General features: G+C 63.0%; 15 protein-coding genes. 4 read left to right on the plus strand and 11 right to left on the minus strand.

Going from position 1 to position 16,979, the window contains the following annotated elements; all coding sequences use genetic code 11:
• Positions 1-17 precede the first annotated feature (17 nt).
• On the minus strand, positions 18-1,580 hold the full coding sequence (locus S101446_RS14260) for a peptide chain release factor 3 (RefSeq protein ID WP_010506991.1): 1,563 nt from the start codon (positions 1,578-1,580) through the stop codon (positions 18-20).
• 118 nt (positions 1,581-1,698) lie between these two features.
• The gene (gene rpsD, locus S101446_RS14265; protein WP_010506989.1) at positions 1,699-2,316 is read right to left on the minus strand and encodes a 30S ribosomal protein S4; all 618 of its coding nucleotides are present in this window, start codon (positions 2,314-2,316) and stop codon (positions 1,699-1,701) included.
• 315 nt (positions 2,317-2,631) lie between these two features.
• Here rpsD and S101446_RS14270 point away from each other — a divergent pair, with 315 nt between their 5' ends.
• A complete protein-coding gene (locus S101446_RS14270; RefSeq protein WP_010506987.1) occupies positions 2,632-3,180 on the plus strand; it encodes an HdeD family acid-resistance protein in 549 nt (182 codons plus the stop codon).
• On the opposite strand, the gene S101446_RS14275 is transcribed toward S101446_RS14270, so the two are convergent.
• Entirely contained in the window at positions 3,159-3,932 is a 774-nt protein-coding gene (locus S101446_RS14275) for an NADPH-dependent F420 reductase (protein WP_019084663.1), read from the minus strand. The genes S101446_RS14270 and S101446_RS14275 overlap by 22 nt on opposite strands.
• 123 nt (positions 3,933-4,055) lie before the next feature.
• Here S101446_RS14275 and S101446_RS14280 point away from each other — a divergent pair, with 123 nt between their 5' ends.
• A complete protein-coding gene (locus tag S101446_RS14280; protein ID WP_010506985.1) occupies positions 4,056-4,403 on the plus strand; it encodes a hypothetical protein in 348 nt (115 codons plus the stop codon).
• A gap of 13 nt (positions 4,404-4,416) precedes the next feature.
• Here the strand turns inward: S101446_RS14280 and S101446_RS14285 are convergent, their stop codons facing one another.
• The 3 genes from S101446_RS14285 to alaS all read right to left on the minus strand — a co-directional run bounded on the left by S101446_RS14285 (position 4,417) and on the right by alaS (position 8,962).
• Positions 4,417-5,280, minus strand: a complete 864-nt coding sequence (locus tag S101446_RS14285) for an endonuclease/exonuclease/phosphatase family protein (RefSeq protein ID WP_087608640.1) — start codon at positions 5,278-5,280, stop codon at positions 4,417-4,419.
• A 52-nt stretch (positions 5,281-5,332) separates the two neighbouring features.
• On the minus strand, positions 5,333-6,025 hold the full coding sequence (locus S101446_RS14290; protein ID WP_010506983.1) for a carbonic anhydrase: 693 nt from the start codon (positions 6,023-6,025) through the stop codon (positions 5,333-5,335).
• Between the two features lie 294 nt (positions 6,026-6,319).
• Positions 6,320-8,962, minus strand: a complete 2,643-nt coding sequence (alaS, locus tag S101446_RS14295) for an alanine--tRNA ligase (RefSeq protein WP_087608641.1) — start codon at positions 8,960-8,962, stop codon at positions 6,320-6,322.
• 167 nt (positions 8,963-9,129) lie between these two features.
• Here alaS and S101446_RS14300 point away from each other — a divergent pair, with 167 nt between their 5' ends.
• Positions 9,130-9,834, plus strand: a complete 705-nt coding sequence (locus S101446_RS14300; protein WP_010506979.1) for a TenA family protein — start codon at positions 9,130-9,132, stop codon at positions 9,832-9,834.
• Here S101446_RS14300 and S101446_RS14305 read toward each other — a convergent pair.
• From S101446_RS14305 to aroB, 5 genes are all read right to left on the minus strand, one after another.
• Positions 9,756-10,280, minus strand: a complete 525-nt coding sequence (locus tag S101446_RS14305; RefSeq protein ID WP_026019649.1) for a GtrA family protein — start codon at positions 10,278-10,280, stop codon at positions 9,756-9,758. The genes S101446_RS14300 and S101446_RS14305 overlap by 79 nt on opposite strands.
• 160 nt (positions 10,281-10,440) lie before the next feature.
• A complete protein-coding gene (locus tag S101446_RS14310) occupies positions 10,441-11,535 on the minus strand; it encodes an OmpA family protein (protein WP_053323922.1) in 1,095 nt (364 codons plus the stop codon).
• Positions 11,536-11,890: 355 nt separating this feature from the next.
• Positions 11,891-12,985, minus strand: coding sequence for an OmpA family protein (locus tag S101446_RS14315; RefSeq protein ID WP_010506977.1), 1,095 nt, complete (start codon positions 12,983-12,985; stop codon positions 11,891-11,893).
• Positions 12,986-13,391: 406 nt separating this feature from the next.
• Positions 13,392-14,591: an OmpA family protein gene (locus S101446_RS14320; RefSeq protein ID WP_010506976.1), complete on the minus strand. Its 1,200-nt coding sequence runs from the start codon at positions 14,589-14,591 to the stop codon at positions 13,392-13,394.
• A 277-nt stretch (positions 14,592-14,868) separates the two neighbouring features.
• Entirely contained in the window at positions 14,869-16,602 is a 1,734-nt protein-coding gene (gene aroB, locus S101446_RS14325; RefSeq protein ID WP_082085951.1) for a 3-dehydroquinate synthase, read from the minus strand.
• Positions 16,603-16,730: 128 nt separating this feature from the next.
• On the opposite strand from aroB, the gene S101446_RS14330 reads away from it, so the two are divergent.
• The gene (locus S101446_RS14330) at positions 16,731-16,973 is read left to right on the plus strand and encodes a hypothetical protein (protein ID WP_157684854.1); all 243 of its coding nucleotides are present in this window, start codon (positions 16,731-16,733) and stop codon (positions 16,971-16,973) included.
• Positions 16,974-16,979: the final 6 nt, after the last annotated feature.

The raw sequence follows: 16,979 nt of genomic DNA on the forward strand, positions 1-16,979 counted from the left end.
CACGCTGGCCCGTCCGGTCAGGCGATTTCCTGCCCGATCTGCTTGATGTCATGGAACGTAAGGTCCGGGTTGCCTTCCGCCGTGCGCTTCATCATGAACGCCGATGACGCAAGGAAGACCGGGTCACCGTCAATGTCATCCGCCATGGCCGTGCGGTTGGCCATGCAGAAGGCTTCCAGCTTTTCACGCGGGCCGGTGACCCAGCGTGCAAGGTTGTACGGTGTCGATTCGAAGCCGATCGCAACCCCGTATTCCCCCTTCAGCCGCGACTGAAGCACGTCAAGCTGCAGCGTGCCGACCACGCCCACGATCGGCGGGGCGCCATCCTGCGGGCGGAACAGCTGGACCACGCCTTCTTCCGCCAGTTCGGTCAGGGCCTGCCGCAGCTTCTTGGCCTTCATCGCATCATCCAGCCGCACGCGGCGCAGGATTTCAGGCGCGAAATAGGGCACGCCGGTAAAGCGCAGATCCTCGCCTTCGGTCAGCGTGTCACCAATACGCAGCGTGCCGTGGTTGGGAATGCCCACCACATCGCCCGCGAAGGCTTCCTCCGCCAGTTGCCGGTCACGCGCGAAGAAGAACTGCGGCGTATGCAGCGCGAACTGCTTGCCGATCCGCACGTGCTTGAGCCGCATGCCGCGCTGCAGCTTGCCCGAACAGATGCGCGCGAACGCCATGCGGTCGCGATGGTTGGGGTCCATGTTGGCCTGGATCTTGAACACCAGCGCGGTCAGGGCGGGTTCATCGGCGCGCACGTTGCGTGTTTCCGTCGCCTGGTCGCGTGGCGGCGGGCCAAAGGCGGCCAGCGCATCCAGCAGGTCGGTGACACCGATTTCCTTCATCGCACTGCCGAAGAACACCGGCGTCAGGTGCCCGGCATTGAAGCTTTCCAGATCGAATTCCGGCAGTGCCGCCTCAACCAGTTCCAGTTCCTCGCCCAGTTGCACCATGCGCGGGTCGGTCTGGTCCAGCGGTTCGGTGACGTGCAGTTCGCGGTGGCGGATATCGTAGGTGCCCACGAATTTGGCGGCACGGCCCACCGGCCATGTGGCGGGCGAGGTATCGAGTGCCAGCGAGGATGAGATTTCATCCAGCAGGGCAAACGGATCCTGCGATTCGCGGTCCATCTTGTTGATGAAGGTGACGATGGGAATATCGCGCAGGCGGCAGATCTCGAACAGCTTGCGCGTCCGGGCCTCGATGCCCTTGGCGGCGTCGATCACCATCACGGCGGCATCGACCGCCGTCAGCGTGCGGTAGGTATCTTCCGAGAAGTCTTCATGGCCCGGGGTATCGAGCAGGTTGAAGATGCAGCCGCCATATTCAAACGTCATGACCGATGTCACGACGGAAATGCCGCGATCGCGCTCGATCCCCATCCAGTCCGAACGCGTGCGCCGCCGTTCGCCCTTGGCCCGCACGTTGCCCGCCATCTGGATCGCGCCACCGGCGCGCAGGATGCGTTCGGTCAGCGTGGTTTTGCCCGCATCAGGGTGGGAGATGATGGCGAATGTGCGCCGCCGGGTAATTTCGGCGGCGAGCGGGTTATCGGCGGCGGTGGCGGTCACGGTCTTGTCCATTCCTGCGGCTGGCCCGATGGACGGAAGGCGGAACCGGGCAGGGGCCAGAAACGCGGACGCCGGACGCGGGGACAAAACCCCACGCCCGGCGTCACGCCTACCCGGTTCCGGGACTTGATCAGCGAGAGTAGAATTCGATGACCAGGTTCGGTTCCATCTGGACCGGATACGGAACGTCCGACAGCTTGGGGCTGCGCAGGAACGAACCCTTCATCTGGCGGTGGTCCACTTCCATGTATTCCGGCACGTCGCGTTCGCCGCTCTGCGCCGCATCCAGCACGATGGCCAGCTGCTTGGACTTTTCACGCACTTCGATCACGTCGCCATCACGCACCAGGTAGGACGGGATGTTGACCTTGCGGCCGTTGACCGTGATGTGGCCGTGGCTGATGAACTGACGCGCCGCGAACGGGGTGATCGCGAACTTCAGGCGGTAGACAACCGCGTCCAGCCGGCGTTCCAGCAGGTCGATCAGGTTTTCGGAGGTATCGCCCTTGCGACGGACGGCCTCGTCATAATACTTGCGGAACTGCTTTTCGCCGATGTTGCCGTAATAGCCCTTCAGCTTCTGCTTGGCCATCAGCTGCACGGAGAAGTCGGACGGCTTCTGCTTGCGGCGCTGACCATGCTGGCCGGGGCCATATTCGCGCTTGTTGACCGGGGACTTTGCACGGCCCCACAGGTTTACGCCAAGGCGACGGTTGATTTTGTACTTGCTCTCAAGGCGCTTGCTCATCTGCGCGCTCTCTCTTCATTCGTCTGCATGGCATGCGGCACAGCCGCCTGTCATGTTGTTGCACCGGTAGGTCCTGTTCCGCATGAACAGGACGGGCGCGATCCGTATTACCGGCACCGGGGAGCAATCACCCATGGGCACCAGCCGTATCGTCCACGTTCCCGGCAGTCGGGCGCGTATAGAAGTACTGTGCCCGTCCTGTCAATCACCGCGCAGCATGGCGCAGGCCGCAAAAGCCTGTATCGCACAGTGCTGCTGGCCTGTTATTAAACGGGAACCGGAAGAATACATTACAGGAATAAAGGGGTTTTGTGCATGGAAACGCCATTTACGCAGCGCTGGGGGCTGTTTGTCGGCCTTGGCGCCATATCGTTCGGCCTGGGCATCATGGCGTGGGTGGATGCGCTGGCGGTGTCGCTGGCCAGTACCATCCTGCTTGGGGTCCTGCTGTTTGTCGCGGGCACAGTGCAGCTTGTGCATGCCTTTGTCGTGCGTGACTGGAGCGGGCGGTTCATGTCCATCCTGGGCGGCGCGCTGTATATCCTGGCGGGCACGATGATGATGGAAGAACCGACCACCGGTTCCATGGTCATCACCATCTTCATTTCCGCCTGCCTGGTCGTGTCGGGCATTGCGCGTATTGTCATGGCGTTCCAGCAGCGCGGCCTGCAGGGATGGTGGCTGATCCTCCTGGGGGGGCTGATCAGCCTGCTGGTGGGTGTATGCCTGTATGCGACGCTGCCATGGTCGGGGCTGTGGCTGATCGGCACGTTTGTCGCGGTTGAACTGATTGCCGCGGGCATCGGCTGGATCCAGTTCGGCCTTGCCCTGCGGCAGGCCGCCTACATCCCGCCCGAGAACTGAGTGGCAAGGTTTCGGTCAATGGGATTGTTGGCCGAAACCCCCAGCAGGTTGCGCAGGTCGGTGGCGTTCATCCGGGCCTCGAACCCGGGATTGCCGGGCTGGAACAGCATGGCCGTCGAAAGGGACCCGACCATGACGGGGTCGAACCCCGCGTCATGGATCAGCCAGCCCGCCACATACAGCGCCTGCACCACATCGCCCGCCATGGGCAGGGCCAGGCGGGGCGGCGTGCGGAATGTCTCGGCTTCCAGCGTGGTCATGTCCTCGGAATTGAAGGCCCGCACGACCGACGCCTGCGGAAACAGCGCCTGCGTAGTGACACCCGCTCCCTTGCGCAGCGCCAGCCGCCCGATCTTCCCGTCCCGCCAGCCATAGGGATTGGTCGGGTCGATAAGCGGCTTGGTCCCCACGATCGACCCGATGGTGTGCCGCAACTGGGGCAGCGCGCCATAGGGGACCGCCAGCACCACCGCATCGCCAAACTTCGCGGCCTCCTGTGGCGTGCCCTCACGGGCGAGGGGATACAGTTCCGACGCCAGTTTTTTGGCAGGCCCCTTGTGGATGTCGGAAAACATGACCTGATGCCCCGCCCGGGTCCACAGATGCCCCAGCGTGCTGCCGACATGGCCCGACCCGATCATGCCGATACGCAGGGGGCGGCGTGCATGGGCCACCCCCGGCAGGCTGGCAGGCACCAGCGTAGCCAGTGCGGCAAGCAGGCCGTGTCGGCGGGTCAGTTTCAGGGCTGGCATGCATCTCTCCTGTTCTGGCGGCGTGTGGTAGTATGGCACGGGATGGCCTAATCCAATGGTTGGTTCTTTGCCGACCTGTCGGATATATGACACAGACTTGGCTGAAGCAGGAGTACAGCGTCAATGACCGATACCCCCGATCAGGACCGGACCGTGGTCGCGCAGTCCGCTGTTCCCGCAGGCGTGGAACACCCGGTGGAAGCCCTGCATGAAGCCGTGCAGGAAGATGAGGCGGCCCTTGCGGCCACCACCGTCCCCGATCCCGGCCCGGTGCCCGAAGCCCAGACACAGGTCGTGCCTACCGACAGTGACGCCGTGGCGACAAGCCATGCGGCCGCCACGGCGGCCATGGCCCCTGAATTCATGCCCTACAGGGAACTGTTCCAGCTTATGGGCGCGATCGTGTTCGTGCTGATCGTGCTGGCGGTAGGATGGAACGCCATGCATGCATCCGGTATCTGGCCGGAATGAAGTCCTGACCCGTTCAGGGCATGCCGTGCGCATCAGGTAGCGACAGCCTGACCGATACGGGACAGTGATCGGACAGGCGCGTGGTGTCGTCGTGTCCGTTTTCGCGGTACAGCATGACGCGCAGGCTGTCTGGCCGCAGCCATTCACGCGCACGGCCACCGGCGATGATATGGTCGATGAAATAATTTCCCTGGGCGCAGGGACTGGCGCGACCGGCCGTGGCCAGTGCCAGCGGGCCGTTTTCGGACAGCGCACGCCATGCGGGATCGTCTGGTGCCAGCAGACGGTTGAAATCACCCATCACGACAAAGGCCTCGCCTTCGTCCTGCCGTTCCATGATCCAGTCCTGGACGATTGCAATCTGGCGCATTAGCGTCTGGCAGGCTGGCTTGCGGGCCGCTGGCTGCGAATCGCGGCATCCGGCTTTCAGGTGGACCACCAGCACGCGTAGGCTGTCAGCACCCTGGCCTATCGTCACATCCAGCCCGGTGCGCAGGTGATGGGGGGCGGAAGGGGGATAGACATCCAGCGCGGTCACGTCCCCATGCCGCACGACCACAAGGTCCGCACGCACAGCCAGTGCGACTTTCTGCACGACAGGGTCATTGGACATGATGATGCGGTAGTGCTGTGCGGGAAACAGCCGGGCGGCAAGCTGTGGGCTGTCAACTTCCTCCAGCGCCGCGATATCGGGGGCCAGGCGGCTGGCATAATGCGCCAGCCGATCCAGTTCCGCTTCCGTGCGCGGCGTGACATCGGGGGGCAGGGCAGGATCGCCCTGCGGGCGCGTGGTCAGCCATTCAAGGTTCCATGTGGAAAGCCTGAGGCTGCCCGTGGCCTGCGCGCCTACGGGCAGGGCAAGCAGCGCAAGGGCCACGGTCAGGCAGGGCCATGCCCGCCGCAGCCCCCGTGCCGGAAGTGGCCCGGGATTATGGCGTGGCGGTATCAGCCGCCTGCTGTGCCCGCAGCTTGGCGATGGCTTCGTCCACGTGGATGAACGTGCGCGACGTTTCATCCAGCACGACAACTTCCCCACTGGCGATGTCATAGAACCATCCCTGCAACGTCAGGGTGCCACGGGCAAGTCCCGCCGCGACGGCGGGATGGGTACGCAGGTGCGCAATCTGCAACTGCACGTTCTGTTCCGACAGGCTGCGCACGCTGGCGGGGCCTGCGTCAGATGCCTCCAGCACGGCGCGCGCGGCTTCGGCATTGCGCAGCCAGCTTGCCACGGTGGGCATCCTGTTCAGGTTGCTGGCTTCGGGATCGAGCAGGGCCTTCATCGCGCCGCAGTTGGAATGGCCGCATACGATGATATGCGAAACCTTCAGGGCGCTTACGGCATATTCAATGGCGGATGACACGCCGCCCAGCATTTCCCCGTAGGCGGGCACGATATTGCCGATGTTGCGCAGCACGAACAGGTCGCCCGGCTGGGTCTGCGTGATCATGCTGGGATTTACCCGGCTGTCGGCACAGGCAATGAACAGCGTGTCGGGGGACTGGCTTTCCGCCAGGCTTGCGAACAGTTCGCGGTTTTGCGGAAAGACTTCGGTATTGAACCGCTCCACGCCATGCAGCAGGTCAATAAGGGTATCACGGGCAGTATGGGTAGCGGCCATTGTAAAATCCTGTCACCTGAATGTCCGGATAAAGGCAAATCCGCCCACCGCAATGACATCGCGGCACAATCCGGCGGCTGGGGTGGTATCCCATGATATCTGTATCATGGGAACACCTGTGGGGCACAATTGTTTCGTCATGATGGTTGCGGGAAATACTATGTAACCACAATATAATTAAGAAACATTCACTTTCTGTATTACAGTATTCATGCATCGCAGGCGGGGGCGTACAGAACAACGGCGCACCAGGTGCGCCGTTGCGTGTCCGTCGTGCCTGAACGGGGCCGTGGATCAGCCCGCCTGCATGGCGGCGCGCACGGCGTCCAGTGCGGCCTCCACCTTGCTGGTGTCCGGACCACCGGCCTGCGCCATGTCGCGACGGCCACCGCCGCCCTTGCCACCCATGGCGGCGCTTGCGGCGCGGACCAGGGTCACGGCATCAACCTTTTCCGCCAGGTCAGGCGTGGCGGCGACCACGATGCTGCCCTTGCCATCCGCGGTGGAGATCAGGGCAATCACGCCCGACCCGATTTCCTTGCGCAGGGAATCGGCCAGCGGCTTGAGTTCCTTGGGCGGCAGTTCGCCCACGTTGCGGGCATCCAGCCTGATGCCATTGATTTCCACGATCGATGCCGCCGACTGGCTGCCCGACGCCAGTTTGCGCTGCAGGTCGGAAATCTGGCGTTCCATCACCTTGCGTTCATCCAGCAGCACCGCAAGGCGCTCGGGCGCTTCCGCAGGCGGCACGCGCAGCATGGCGGCCATCTGGTTCAGGCGTTCTTCGGTGGCGATGGTGGCATTCTGCGCGGACAGGCCGGTTACGGCCTCGATCCGCCGCACGCCTGATGACACGCCACTTTCGGACGTGATGCGAAACAGGCCGATATCGCCGGTGCGGCGCACATGGGTGCCGCCGCACAACTCGATCGACCAGCCCGCGCGCCCGTCCTCGGGGCCACCCATGGACACAACGCGGACCTCATCACCATATTTTTCGCCAAACAGGGCCATGGCGCCCTGTTCAATGGCTTCTTCCGGCGTCATGTGGCGGGTGGTGACTTCGGTGTTTTCACGGATGCGGGCATTCACCTCGGCTTCGATATCCGCCAGTTCTTCCGGTGTGATCGGGCGTGGCTGGCTGACGTCAAAGCGCAGGCGGTCGGGGGCGTTCAGGCTGCCCTTCTGCGTGACATGATCGCCCAGGCGGCGGCGCAGGGCTTCATGCAGCAGGTGGGTGGCGGAATGGTGCGCGCGGATGGCGCTGCGGCGATCGTGATCGACCTGTGCCGTGACCGCCATGCCGGGCTTGACCGTGCCTTCGATGACCGTGCCGTAATGCACCAGCAGGTCCCCCAGCTTCTTCTGCGTATCGGTAATGGCGATATGCAGGCCGGGGGCCGTGATGGTGCCGGTATCGCCCACCTGGCCACCGCTTTCGCCATAGAACGGGGTCTGGTTCAGCAGCAGGGCGACCTTGGTGCCCGGGCCTGCCGCGTCCACCTGCGCATTGTCCACCACCACGGTCTGGACCTCGGCATCCGATGTTTCGGTGGTGTAGCCGAGGAATTCGCTGGCGCCGAAGGTATCGCGCGCCTCGAACCATACGGTTTCGGTGGCGCTGTCGCCCGATCCGCTCCATGCCGCACGGGCGCGCTTGCGCTGCACGTCCATGGCCTCGTTGAAGCCTTCTACGTCCACGCTGTGGCTGGTGCCGCGCAGGGCGTCCTGTGTCAGGTCCAGCGGGAAGCCGAACGTGTCATACAGCTTGAACGCAACGGCGCCGGGCAGGGGCGCGCCGTCGCCCAGGTGTTCCGTCTCGTCCGCCAGCAGTGACAGTCCACGGTCCAGCATGGCCTTGAAGCGCTCTTCCTCGCCCTTCATCGTACCCTCGATCAGGGCGCGGGCATGGACCAGTTCGGGATAGGCCTCGCCCATCTGCCGGATCAGCGCGGGAACCAGTTTGTAGAACGTCGGCTCCGTCGTGCCCATCATGTGCAGGTGACGCATGGCGCGGCGCATGATCCGGCGCAGCACGTAGCCACGCCCGTCCTTGGAGGGCAGCACCCCATCGGCAATCAGGAACGAGGTGGAGCGCAGATGGTCGGCCACCACGCGGTGGCTGGCGTTGAACGGCCCGTCCGGGTCCTGTCCCGTGACCTCGGCCGAGGCCAGGATCAGCGCGCGGAAGGTGTCGGTATCGTAGTTGTCGCGCTTGCCCTGCAGGATCGCGGCAAAGCGTTCCAGCCCCAGCCCGGTGTCGATGGACGGGCGCGGCAGGGGCGAGCGGGTGCCGGGCGGATTCTCGAAATACTGCATGAACACGAGGTTCCAGATTTCGGTAAATCGGTCGCCGTCCTCATCGGGGGAGCCGGGCGGGCCACCCGCGACTTCGGGGCCGTGGTCGTAGAAGATTTCGGAACACGGGCCGCACGGACCCGTATCGCCCATGCGCCAGAAATTGTCGGAGGTGGGAATGCGGATGATCCGGTCATCGGACAGGCCCGCGATCTTGCGCCACAGGGTGGCTGCTTCCTCATCATCGGCATAGACGGTGGCCAGCAGCTTTTCCCTGGGCAGCCCGAACGTGCCGGTCACCAGCTTCCAGGCCAGTTCGATGGCTTCGGCCTTGAAATAATCCCCGAACGAGAAATTGCCCATCATCTCGAAAAACGTGTGATGGCGGGCGGTGTAGCCCACATTGTCCAGGTCGTTGTGCTTGCCGCCCGCGCGCACGACCTTCTGGGCCGTTGTGGCGCGGGAATAGGGGCGCGTTTCCTGCCCGGTGAACACGTTCTTGAACTGCACCATACCAGCGTTGGTAAACAGCAGCGTCGGATCGTTGTGCGGCACCAGGGACGAGGACGGCACGATCTGATGCCCGTTCCCCGCGAAATAGTCGAGGAAGGTGGCACGAATGTCGTTTGTTGTGGGCATGGCGGGAAACAGACGATCCTGTATTGAAGGTATAGATGTAAAACCGGTTTCATTCACCTAGCGCACGTAGCGCCAGACCGGAAGTATGAACATGCGTGTTGTGCCCATATGGCTGTTGCGTGCCATGCGTGGCGCAGGGCGGACAAAACCGCACGAAGGGAGGAAACATGACGGGGGAATGGCATGCGGAACGTGACTGGCCGTTGCTGACGCAGGGGCTTGCTGGCCGCCTGCGCCAGGATTGCATGAAGCAGTGGCTGGATTTTGTGGAACATCCGTTCGTGCACGGCGTGGCCAATGGCACGCTGGCGGAGGGGGCGTTCCGCAACTTCCTGATCCAGGATTATCTCTATCTGATCCAGTACGCCCGCGCCTGCGCCCTGCTGGTTCACAAATCGGATACCCTTGCGGCCATGCGGCATGCGGCCGGCCTGCTGTCGGGCATACTCGATACCGAACTGTCCATGCATGTGGGGTATTGTCGGCAGTGGGGCATAGGGGAATCGGCGCTGGAACAGGCAGAGGAATCAATCGAATTACTTGCCTACAGTCGTTTTATACTTGACCGTGCCCAGACGGGCGACATGCTCGATCTGCTGGTGACGCTGGCGCCATGCCTGATCGGTTATGCCGAGGTGGGCGCGCGACTGCATGCCAGTCCACGCACGCTGCGTGAAGGCAATCCGTACTGGTCATGGATCGCGTTATATGGCGGGGGGGATTATACCGCGCTGGTGGAAGACGGAATCCGTCGTCTGGATGAAGTCGGTGCGGCCTGTGGCGCGCAGGCGCGTTATCCGAGCTTGCTGCGGGAGTTCACAACCGCCGTGCGGCTGGAGACCGTATTCTGGACCACGGCGCGTTCGGACTGAAACGGGACGATTTCCGCCGTCGTGCGTTCGGGCTGGCTGGATTCGGAATGAAAGACAAGCTTCCGGCTGATATGGAAGTTCGCCATCATTCCCGCTGCCGCCCCGGCCGCCAGCGCCAGCACGGGATAGGCCTTGAACACGGGGGAAAGGTGAAACAGCGTGAACACGCACCCGCGGTTGAGGAAGAAGCCCAGTGAATTGCCAGCAAGGAAACGCAGCCACTGAATGACGAAATGATGCTGGTTGCCAACGTTGCGGAAGGTCCAGAGGCGATTGATCAGCCAGTTGATCGACGCTGCGATGAAATACGCGGCAATCGTTGCAATCGTCAGGCCCACAAAGGGGCGAAGGCTGTAGACCGTTCCCGTATCCCAACACAGCCCCAGAAGTCCGACAACACCAAATTTCAGGAACTGTGTAATTTTCTGGGAAGATAGAATTGGCAAGACATTATCCTTCTGCCTGTGGACAGGCGACCATCACATGAACAGACCTGCATGTGACATTGAGGCTCCGCACTGCGCGGATATGTCATACGGTATAATACGATCTGAATGAAAGGAGAAAAGAGGCAGATCAAAGCCTCTTTTCTTTTCTTTACATTGGTTAGTGCAGGATGATCTCGACGCGACGGTTCTGGGGCTCACGCGTGTCGGGGCCGGTCGGCACCAGCGGGTGCGCTTCACCATAACCATGGATGTCGATGGCGTTGGCGGGCACGCCGTCACGGATCAGTTCAGCCTTCACGCTGTCCGCACGACGCATGGACAGGCCAAGGTTGTACTTCTCACCACGCGGGCCAGGATGGGCCGAGGTGTTGTCGGTGTAGCCGTTGACTTCGATGCGGGTCGTCTGGACGTGGGTGGAAGCCTGGGCGGCCTCTGCCACGATCTCACGCGAGCGGCCGGTAAGGGCTGCGCCGTCCCAGTCGAAGAACACCAGGTAGGTACGGGCTGCGGTCGGCGCGGGCGGCACGACGGCAGGGGCCGGCGGCGGCGGCGGCGGCGCGTTGTTGAACGCGTAGCGGACGCCGACGATGAACTGGTGGTTGAAGCGGTGGTCGAAGCTGGCATGACCCGACGCTTCCGGCCCGCTGGCGGTGTAGTTGCCCATGGTGAAGGAGGAGGGCTGGCCGATCATGCGGTATTCGGTGGTCATCTGCAGGCCAGGGACACCGGGGATGTCGTAGGCCGCACCGACGATGCCCTGATAGGCGAAGCCGCCCTTGGTGCCGCTCAGGCTGCGACCGGGGCTGTTGCCCACGCTCACGTCATGTGCGTTCTGCCACAGGTAACCGGCGCCGACACCGACGAACGGGGTGACGGGCACGTCGATGTTGAACAGACGCTTCAGGTCGATGTCATACAGCACGTTGACGAAGCCGCCATAGGAGCGGTCGCTGCCCCTGTCGTTACGGGACTTGCTGTAGATCTCGGACCAGTTGTAATCCCCTTCGACTTCTGCCCGCAGGCCATTGCCAAAGCCCCAGCCAACGGCGCCAAAGCCGGTCCAGCCATGACGGTGGCCCAGCTTTTCACGGCCCGGACCATCTTCCGTATCGGCGAAGTGGCCATGCTGGGTCTGTGTCAGGTTATAGCCGCCGCCGATATCGACATACGGGCCGGTGATGGTCGTGGCTTTGGCAGCCAGCGGTGTCGCGGCCAGCAGGCTTGTTGCCAGCAGGGCAGAACGGAGACGCATATGTTCGTCCTTCCTCACATTATTGCTTCTTTACGGGTCGCGCAGCGTACAGGCCGCGAAAACCGGTCAGTCCATCTTCCTTAAACACGGCGTGCCGTCTGTAGTTGCGTTCCCTTAACGCTACAAGGCAGCATAAAGGTCGCATCGTTGCTGACATGCATGGGACCGACGACTTTTGTATTTGGTTACAACTGAATATGTGGGGCGTCGTTTACGCGAAACAATAGTTTAATAAAATATTTAGAACATTGCGTGACATGAACAACACAGGGCATGCCTTCGCGCATACGGAAGTTCCGACATAAAAAAAGGGAGCACAGAGTGCTCCCTTTCTTTCGTGACCAGTTGGTCGGGATCAGTGCAGGATGATCTCGACGCGACGGTTCTGGGGTTCACGCGTGTCGGGGCCGGTCGGCACCAGCGGGTGCGCTTCACCATAACCATGGATGTCGATGGCGTTGGCGGGCACGCCGTCACGGATCAGTTCAGCCTTCACGCTGTCCGCACGACGCATGGACAGGCCAAGGTTGTACTTCTCACCACGCGGGCCAGGATGGGCCGAGGTGTTGTCGGTGTAGCCGTTGACTTCGATGCGGGTCGTCTGGACGTGGGTGGAAGCCTGGGCGGCCTCTGCCACGATCTCACGCGAGCGGCCGGTAAGGGCTGCGCCGTCCCAGTCGAAGAACACCAGATAGGTACGGGCTGCGGTCGGCGCGGGCGGCACGACGGCAGGGGCCGGCGGCGGCGGCGGCGGCGCGTTGTTGAACGCGTAGCGGACGCCGACGATGAACTGGTGGTTGAAGCGGTGGTCGAAGCTGGCATGACCCGACGCTTCCGGCCCGCTGGCGGTGTAGTTGCCCATGGTGAAGGAGGAGGGCTGGCCGATCATGCGGTATTCGGTGGTCATCTGCAGGCCAGGGACACCGGGGATGTCGTAGGCCGCACCGACGATGCCCTGGTAGGCGAAGCCGCCCTTGGTGCCGCTCAGGCTGCGACCGGGGCTGTTGCCCACGCTCACGTCATGTGCGTTCTGCCACAGGTAACCGGCGCCGACACCGACGAACGGGGTGACGGGCACGTCGATGTTGAACAGACGCTTCAGGTCGATGTCATACAGCACGTTGACGAAGCCGCCATAGGAGCGGTCGCTGCCCTTGTCATTACGGGACTTGCTGTAGATTTCGGACCAGTTGTAGTCGCCCTCGATTTCAGCACGCAGACCGTTGCCGAAGCCCCAGCCGAATGCGCCGAAGCCGGTCCAGCCATGACGGTGGCCCAGCTTTTCACGGCCCGGGCCGTCTTCCGTGTCGGCAAAGTGCCCGTGCTGGGTCTGGGTCAGGTTGTAGCCGCCGCCGATATCGACATACGGGCCGGTGATGGTCGTGGCTTTGGCGGCGAACGGTGCCGCTGCCAGCAGGCTGGTAGCCAGTAACGCTGCGCGAAGACGCATGTTTCAGTCCTTAACTCTGTTGTTGCAGGGCAGAGCCCTATCTTGTGGTCGGGCAATGGATTTGCCCCGAGACAGGGCAGCCTGAGATTACCCGCAAGCTATGATGCGGGATTAGCCTGTCTGGACCGACTTGAGAATGGGCAAAATGCCGCATGCCAACGAGGTGTGGCGAAAAACACACATATCTTTCAGGGCATTTGGAGGTATTCCGTAAAAAGTCCCGATTTTATAAGGTTTTTTTTGAAGTCCGATAATAGACCCCTTTATTTTGCATAGGACAGTGCCGGAAACGGAAGGGCTGATTCATGGCCTGTGATGCATCGGAACGATTCGATATGGAAAGGGGCGCATCCTGTGCGCCCCTTTGTAAAAAAGCCTATTTATCAATTTATTGCAGTATGTGCCATCAGTGCAGGATGATTTCGACGCGACGGTTCTGCGGCTCACGCGTATCGGGCTGGGTGACCACCAGCGGATGGGCTTCGCCATACCCGTGGATGTCGATGCCGCCAGCGGGTACGCCGTCACGGATCAGTTCAGCCTTCACGCTGTCCGCACGACGCATGGACAGGCCAAGGTTATACTTCTCACCACGCGGGCCAGGATGGGCCGATGTGTTGTCGGTATAGCCGTTGACTTCGATGCGGGTCGTCTGGACGTGGGTGGAAGCCTGCGCCGCTTCCGCCACGATCCCGCGTGCGCGATCGGTCAGGACCGCGCCATCCCAGTCAAAGAATACAAGATAGGTACGGGCCGCGCTGGGGGCAGGGGGCGCCACGGCGGGCGCGGGCGGCGGCGGTGGCGGCGCGTGGTTGAAGGCGTAGCGGACGCCGACGATGAACTGATGGTTGAAGCGATGGTCGTAGCTCAGCGTGCGGTCACCGCCGCCTGTCTGGCTGATATTGCCCATGGCGAAGGATTCCACCTGTCCGATCATGCGGTATTCGGTGGTCATCTGCAGGCCGGGCACACCGGGGATGTCATAGGCCGCGCCGACGATGCCCTGATAGGCGAAGCTGCCATTCGTGCCGTTCTGGCGCACGTTCAGGTAGCGGGTCACGGATGTGCTGGCATCCACGTTCTGCCACAGGTAACCGGCGCCAACGCCGACGAATGGTGTCACGGGCACGTCAATGTTGAACAGGCGCTTGAGGTCGATGTCATACAGGACGTTGACGAATCCGCCATAGGACCGGTCGCTGCCGCTGGACTTGCCGCTCTGATGATTGTTGCCATAGGCGGAACCGGAAACCGAGTTGTAGCCGGTCAGGGCGGACCAGTTGTAATCCCCCTCGATTTCCGCGCGCAGGCCGTTGCCGAATCCCCAGCCGAACGTGGCGAAGCCGGTCCAGCCATCGCCATGTTCCATGCGTTCGCGTGAATGGGCTTCCTTCAGCAGGCGGGCGTTGTCCGTTGCATCAAGATACCCGGCCGTATTTGCGTTGTTTTCGTACTGGTTCTTGTCAAAGCCATGGGCGTGCTGGGTCTGGGTCAGGTCATACCCGCCACCGATATCGACATATGGCCCTGTAATCGTCGTGGCCATTGCGGTGGCGAATGGCGCTGCGCCAAGTGCAGTCGCCAGTAATACCATGCGAAGACGCATATTCCCGTCCTTAAAGATACTTGATCAGACGCCTTCTTGTTTGTGGAGATGGGGGCATGTTCCACACTGGCCTGATGCATGTTGATACAGTTGGCCTGAGGCCATTATCGCAATGCCAGCGGGAAGGAGCTGAAACGGGAATGCCGGGAAACCTGCCCGCACCTGTCCATGGCTGGATCGTTGTGCAGACCAAAGATTGAGATAATATTAAACGCCCTTTCCCGGCGGGCTGGCGGGAAAGGGGCGTTGTAAAAATATCACATGGATCGGTAAGGAATCAGGGCGTGCAGCCATCCGCGCGCAGCACGTCCAGCACGGCATCATCAGGCACGTCACGGCAGGTGAAGGCCCGGCCAATGCCGCGCACCAGCACGAAGGACAGGCGGCCGTCGCGCATCTTCTTGTCGCGCTGCATGTTGCGCACCAGCTGGGTCGCGGAGAAATTCCGCCCCGTATCGCTGATCCGCGCGGGCATGGACAGCCGTTCAAGGTGACGGGTCACGCGGTCCAGGTCTTCCGCCGGGCAGTAGCCCAGCCGGACCGACAGCATGAACGCCAGCCGCAGGCCGATGGACACGGCCTCCCCATGCAGCAGGCTGCCGTTATAGCCCATCTCCGCCTCCAGCGCATGGCCGAAGGTATGGCCCAGGTTAAGCAGCGCGCGGCCATCGGCCCTGCGTTCCTCGCGCTCATCCGCGACGACCACCCGCGCCTTGAACGCGCAGGCCATGCGGATGGCTTCGGCCTGCATGGCCGGGTCGCCCGCCAGCACGTCCGCCCCATGGCGTTCGCACCAGTCGAACAGGCCGGCATCCCCCAGCAGCCCCGACTTGACGATTTCGGCATAGCCCGCGCGCAGTTCGCGCACCGGCAGGGTCGCCAGGGCGGATGTGTCGGCCAGTACCGCGATGGGCTGGTGGAACGCGCCCAGCAGGTTCTTGCCAAACGGCGTGTTGATGCCGGTCTTGCCGCCGACGGACGAATCCACCTGCGACAGCAATGTGGTGGGGATCTGCACGAAGGGCAGGCCACGCAGCGTGGTGGCGGCGCAGAAACCGGCCAGGTCCCCCACCACGCCACCGCCAAGGGCCACGACCGTGGTGCCGCGTTCGACATGCGCCTCCAGCAGGGCATTGGTCACGCGTTCATACATGCCGATGGTCTTTGATCCCTCGCCGGGGGGAATCGTGATGACTTCGGCGCGGATCCCGGTTTCCTCCAGTCCTTCCAGCAGGCGGGGCAGGTGCAGGGGGGAGACGGTTTCATCCGTCAGGACCATCACGCGCTTCTGCGGCAGGACGGGGGCCAGCAGCGCGCCCGCGCGCCGGATCACGTCGGGGCCGATCACGACGTCATAGCTGGCGCGGTCCAGCCGCACGGGCACCCGCAGCGGCTGCCGGTTATGTTTCAGGGCCTGCATGACATGGTCGGCGCTGTGTTCCACGTTGTCGTCTCCACAATCCACGATGATATCGGCTTCAGCATAGACCGGATGGCGCAGTTGCATGAGATTCGCCAGCACCGCATGCGGGGACGTCGCGTTCAGCAGGGGCCGGTGCGTGCGGTCGGCCACGCGCTGCACCAGTACCGGCAGCGGGCAGCGCAGCCAGATGGAGATCGCATGTTCCCGCACGCCCGCACGCGTGCGGGAATCCATGAATGCCCCCCCGCCCGTCGCCAGCACCACGGGGGGGCCGGACAGCAGGCGGCGGATGACCAGGCGTTCGCCGCGGCGGAATTCGGGTTCGCCGTATTTCTGGAACAGGTCGGCGATGGTGTAGCCGGCTGCCCGCTCGATTTCCTCATCCGAATCGACAAAGGGCACACCCAGCCGTGCGGCGAGGATGCGCCCGATCGTCGTCTTGCCCGCCCCCATCAGTCCGACCAGCACGATGGTGCGTCCACTGCCCGGCTGCCGTGGCGTGGCGGGGCCGACGGCATTGAGGTCAAGCGGTATGGCGAGCGATGAGGCGGCCGGCGCGTGCCGGTCGGGGGGAATCTGGCGTGACATGCCGGACAACCTAACATACAGCAGGATGGAACCGGTAGAGTCCGCGCCTGGGTCCCGCCATGCGCGTGAAAGTGTTTCACCGGCCCGGTCATGTGTCACCGGGTATGCTGGATATGGAAAGCGGTTGGATGATCCGTATTGTTATTGCCGTGATTGGCGTCCTGGTTGTGTGTGCGGTGGGGGGATTCTTCTCACTGGGCGCCTTTCCGCCCGCGCTGGTGCAGCAGGATGTGCACAGGGATATCACGTTCGCGGCCCCCGTGGCGGCGGCGCCTGCGGCGCTGGGCACGCCCGCCCCCCTGCCCGTGGCGCCACTGGCCCCGGTGGCGACCCCGGTGGCGGCCCCGGTAGCTGCCGCTCCCGCGCAGTAAGCGGCG

This window comes from Komagataeibacter europaeus (assembly GCF_002173515.1).
Classification (GTDB): Bacteria; Pseudomonadota; Alphaproteobacteria; order Acetobacterales; family Acetobacteraceae; genus Komagataeibacter; species Komagataeibacter europaeus.

Bases quoted from the DNA above. Each gene is read 5' to 3' on its own strand.
- S101446_RS14320 (WP_010506976.1), bottom strand. From the start codon at position 14,591: ATGCGTCTTCGCATGGTATTACTGGCGACTGCACTTGGCGCAGCGCCA.
- alaS (WP_087608641.1), bottom strand. From the start codon at position 8,962: ATGCCCACAACAAACGACATTCGTGCCACCTTCCTCGACTATTTCGCG.
- S101446_RS14290 (WP_010506983.1), bottom strand. From the start codon at position 6,025: ATGGCCGCTACCCATACTGCCCGTGATACCCTTATTGACCTGCTGCAT.
- S101446_RS14275 (WP_019084663.1), bottom strand. From the start codon at position 3,932: ATGCCAGCCCTGAAACTGACCCGCCGACACGGCCTGCTTGCCGCACTG.
- S101446_RS14310 (WP_053323922.1), bottom strand. From the start codon at position 11,535: ATGCGTCTCCGTTCTGCCCTGCTGGCAACAAGCCTGCTGGCCGCGACA.
- S101446_RS14315 (WP_010506977.1), bottom strand. From the start codon at position 12,985: ATGCGTCTTCGCGCAGCGTTACTGGCTACCAGCCTGCTGGCAGCGGCA.
- S101446_RS14270 (WP_010506987.1), top strand. From the start codon at position 2,632: ATGGAAACGCCATTTACGCAGCGCTGGGGGCTGTTTGTCGGCCTTGGC.
- S101446_RS14260 (WP_010506991.1), bottom strand. From the start codon at position 1,580: ATGGACAAGACCGTGACCGCCACCGCCGCCGATAACCCGCTCGCCGCC.
- aroB (WP_082085951.1), bottom strand. From the start codon at position 16,602: ATGTCACGCCAGATTCCCCCCGACCGGCACGCGCCGGCCGCCTCATCG.
- rpsD (WP_010506989.1), bottom strand. From the start codon at position 2,316: ATGAGCAAGCGCCTTGAGAGCAAGTACAAAATCAACCGTCGCCTTGGC.
- S101446_RS14280 (WP_010506985.1), top strand. From the start codon at position 4,056: ATGACCGATACCCCCGATCAGGACCGGACCGTGGTCGCGCAGTCCGCT.
- S101446_RS14330 (WP_157684854.1), top strand. From the start codon at position 16,731: ATGATCCGTATTGTTATTGCCGTGATTGGCGTCCTGGTTGTGTGTGCG.
- S101446_RS14300 (WP_010506979.1), top strand. From the start codon at position 9,130: ATGACGGGGGAATGGCATGCGGAACGTGACTGGCCGTTGCTGACGCAG.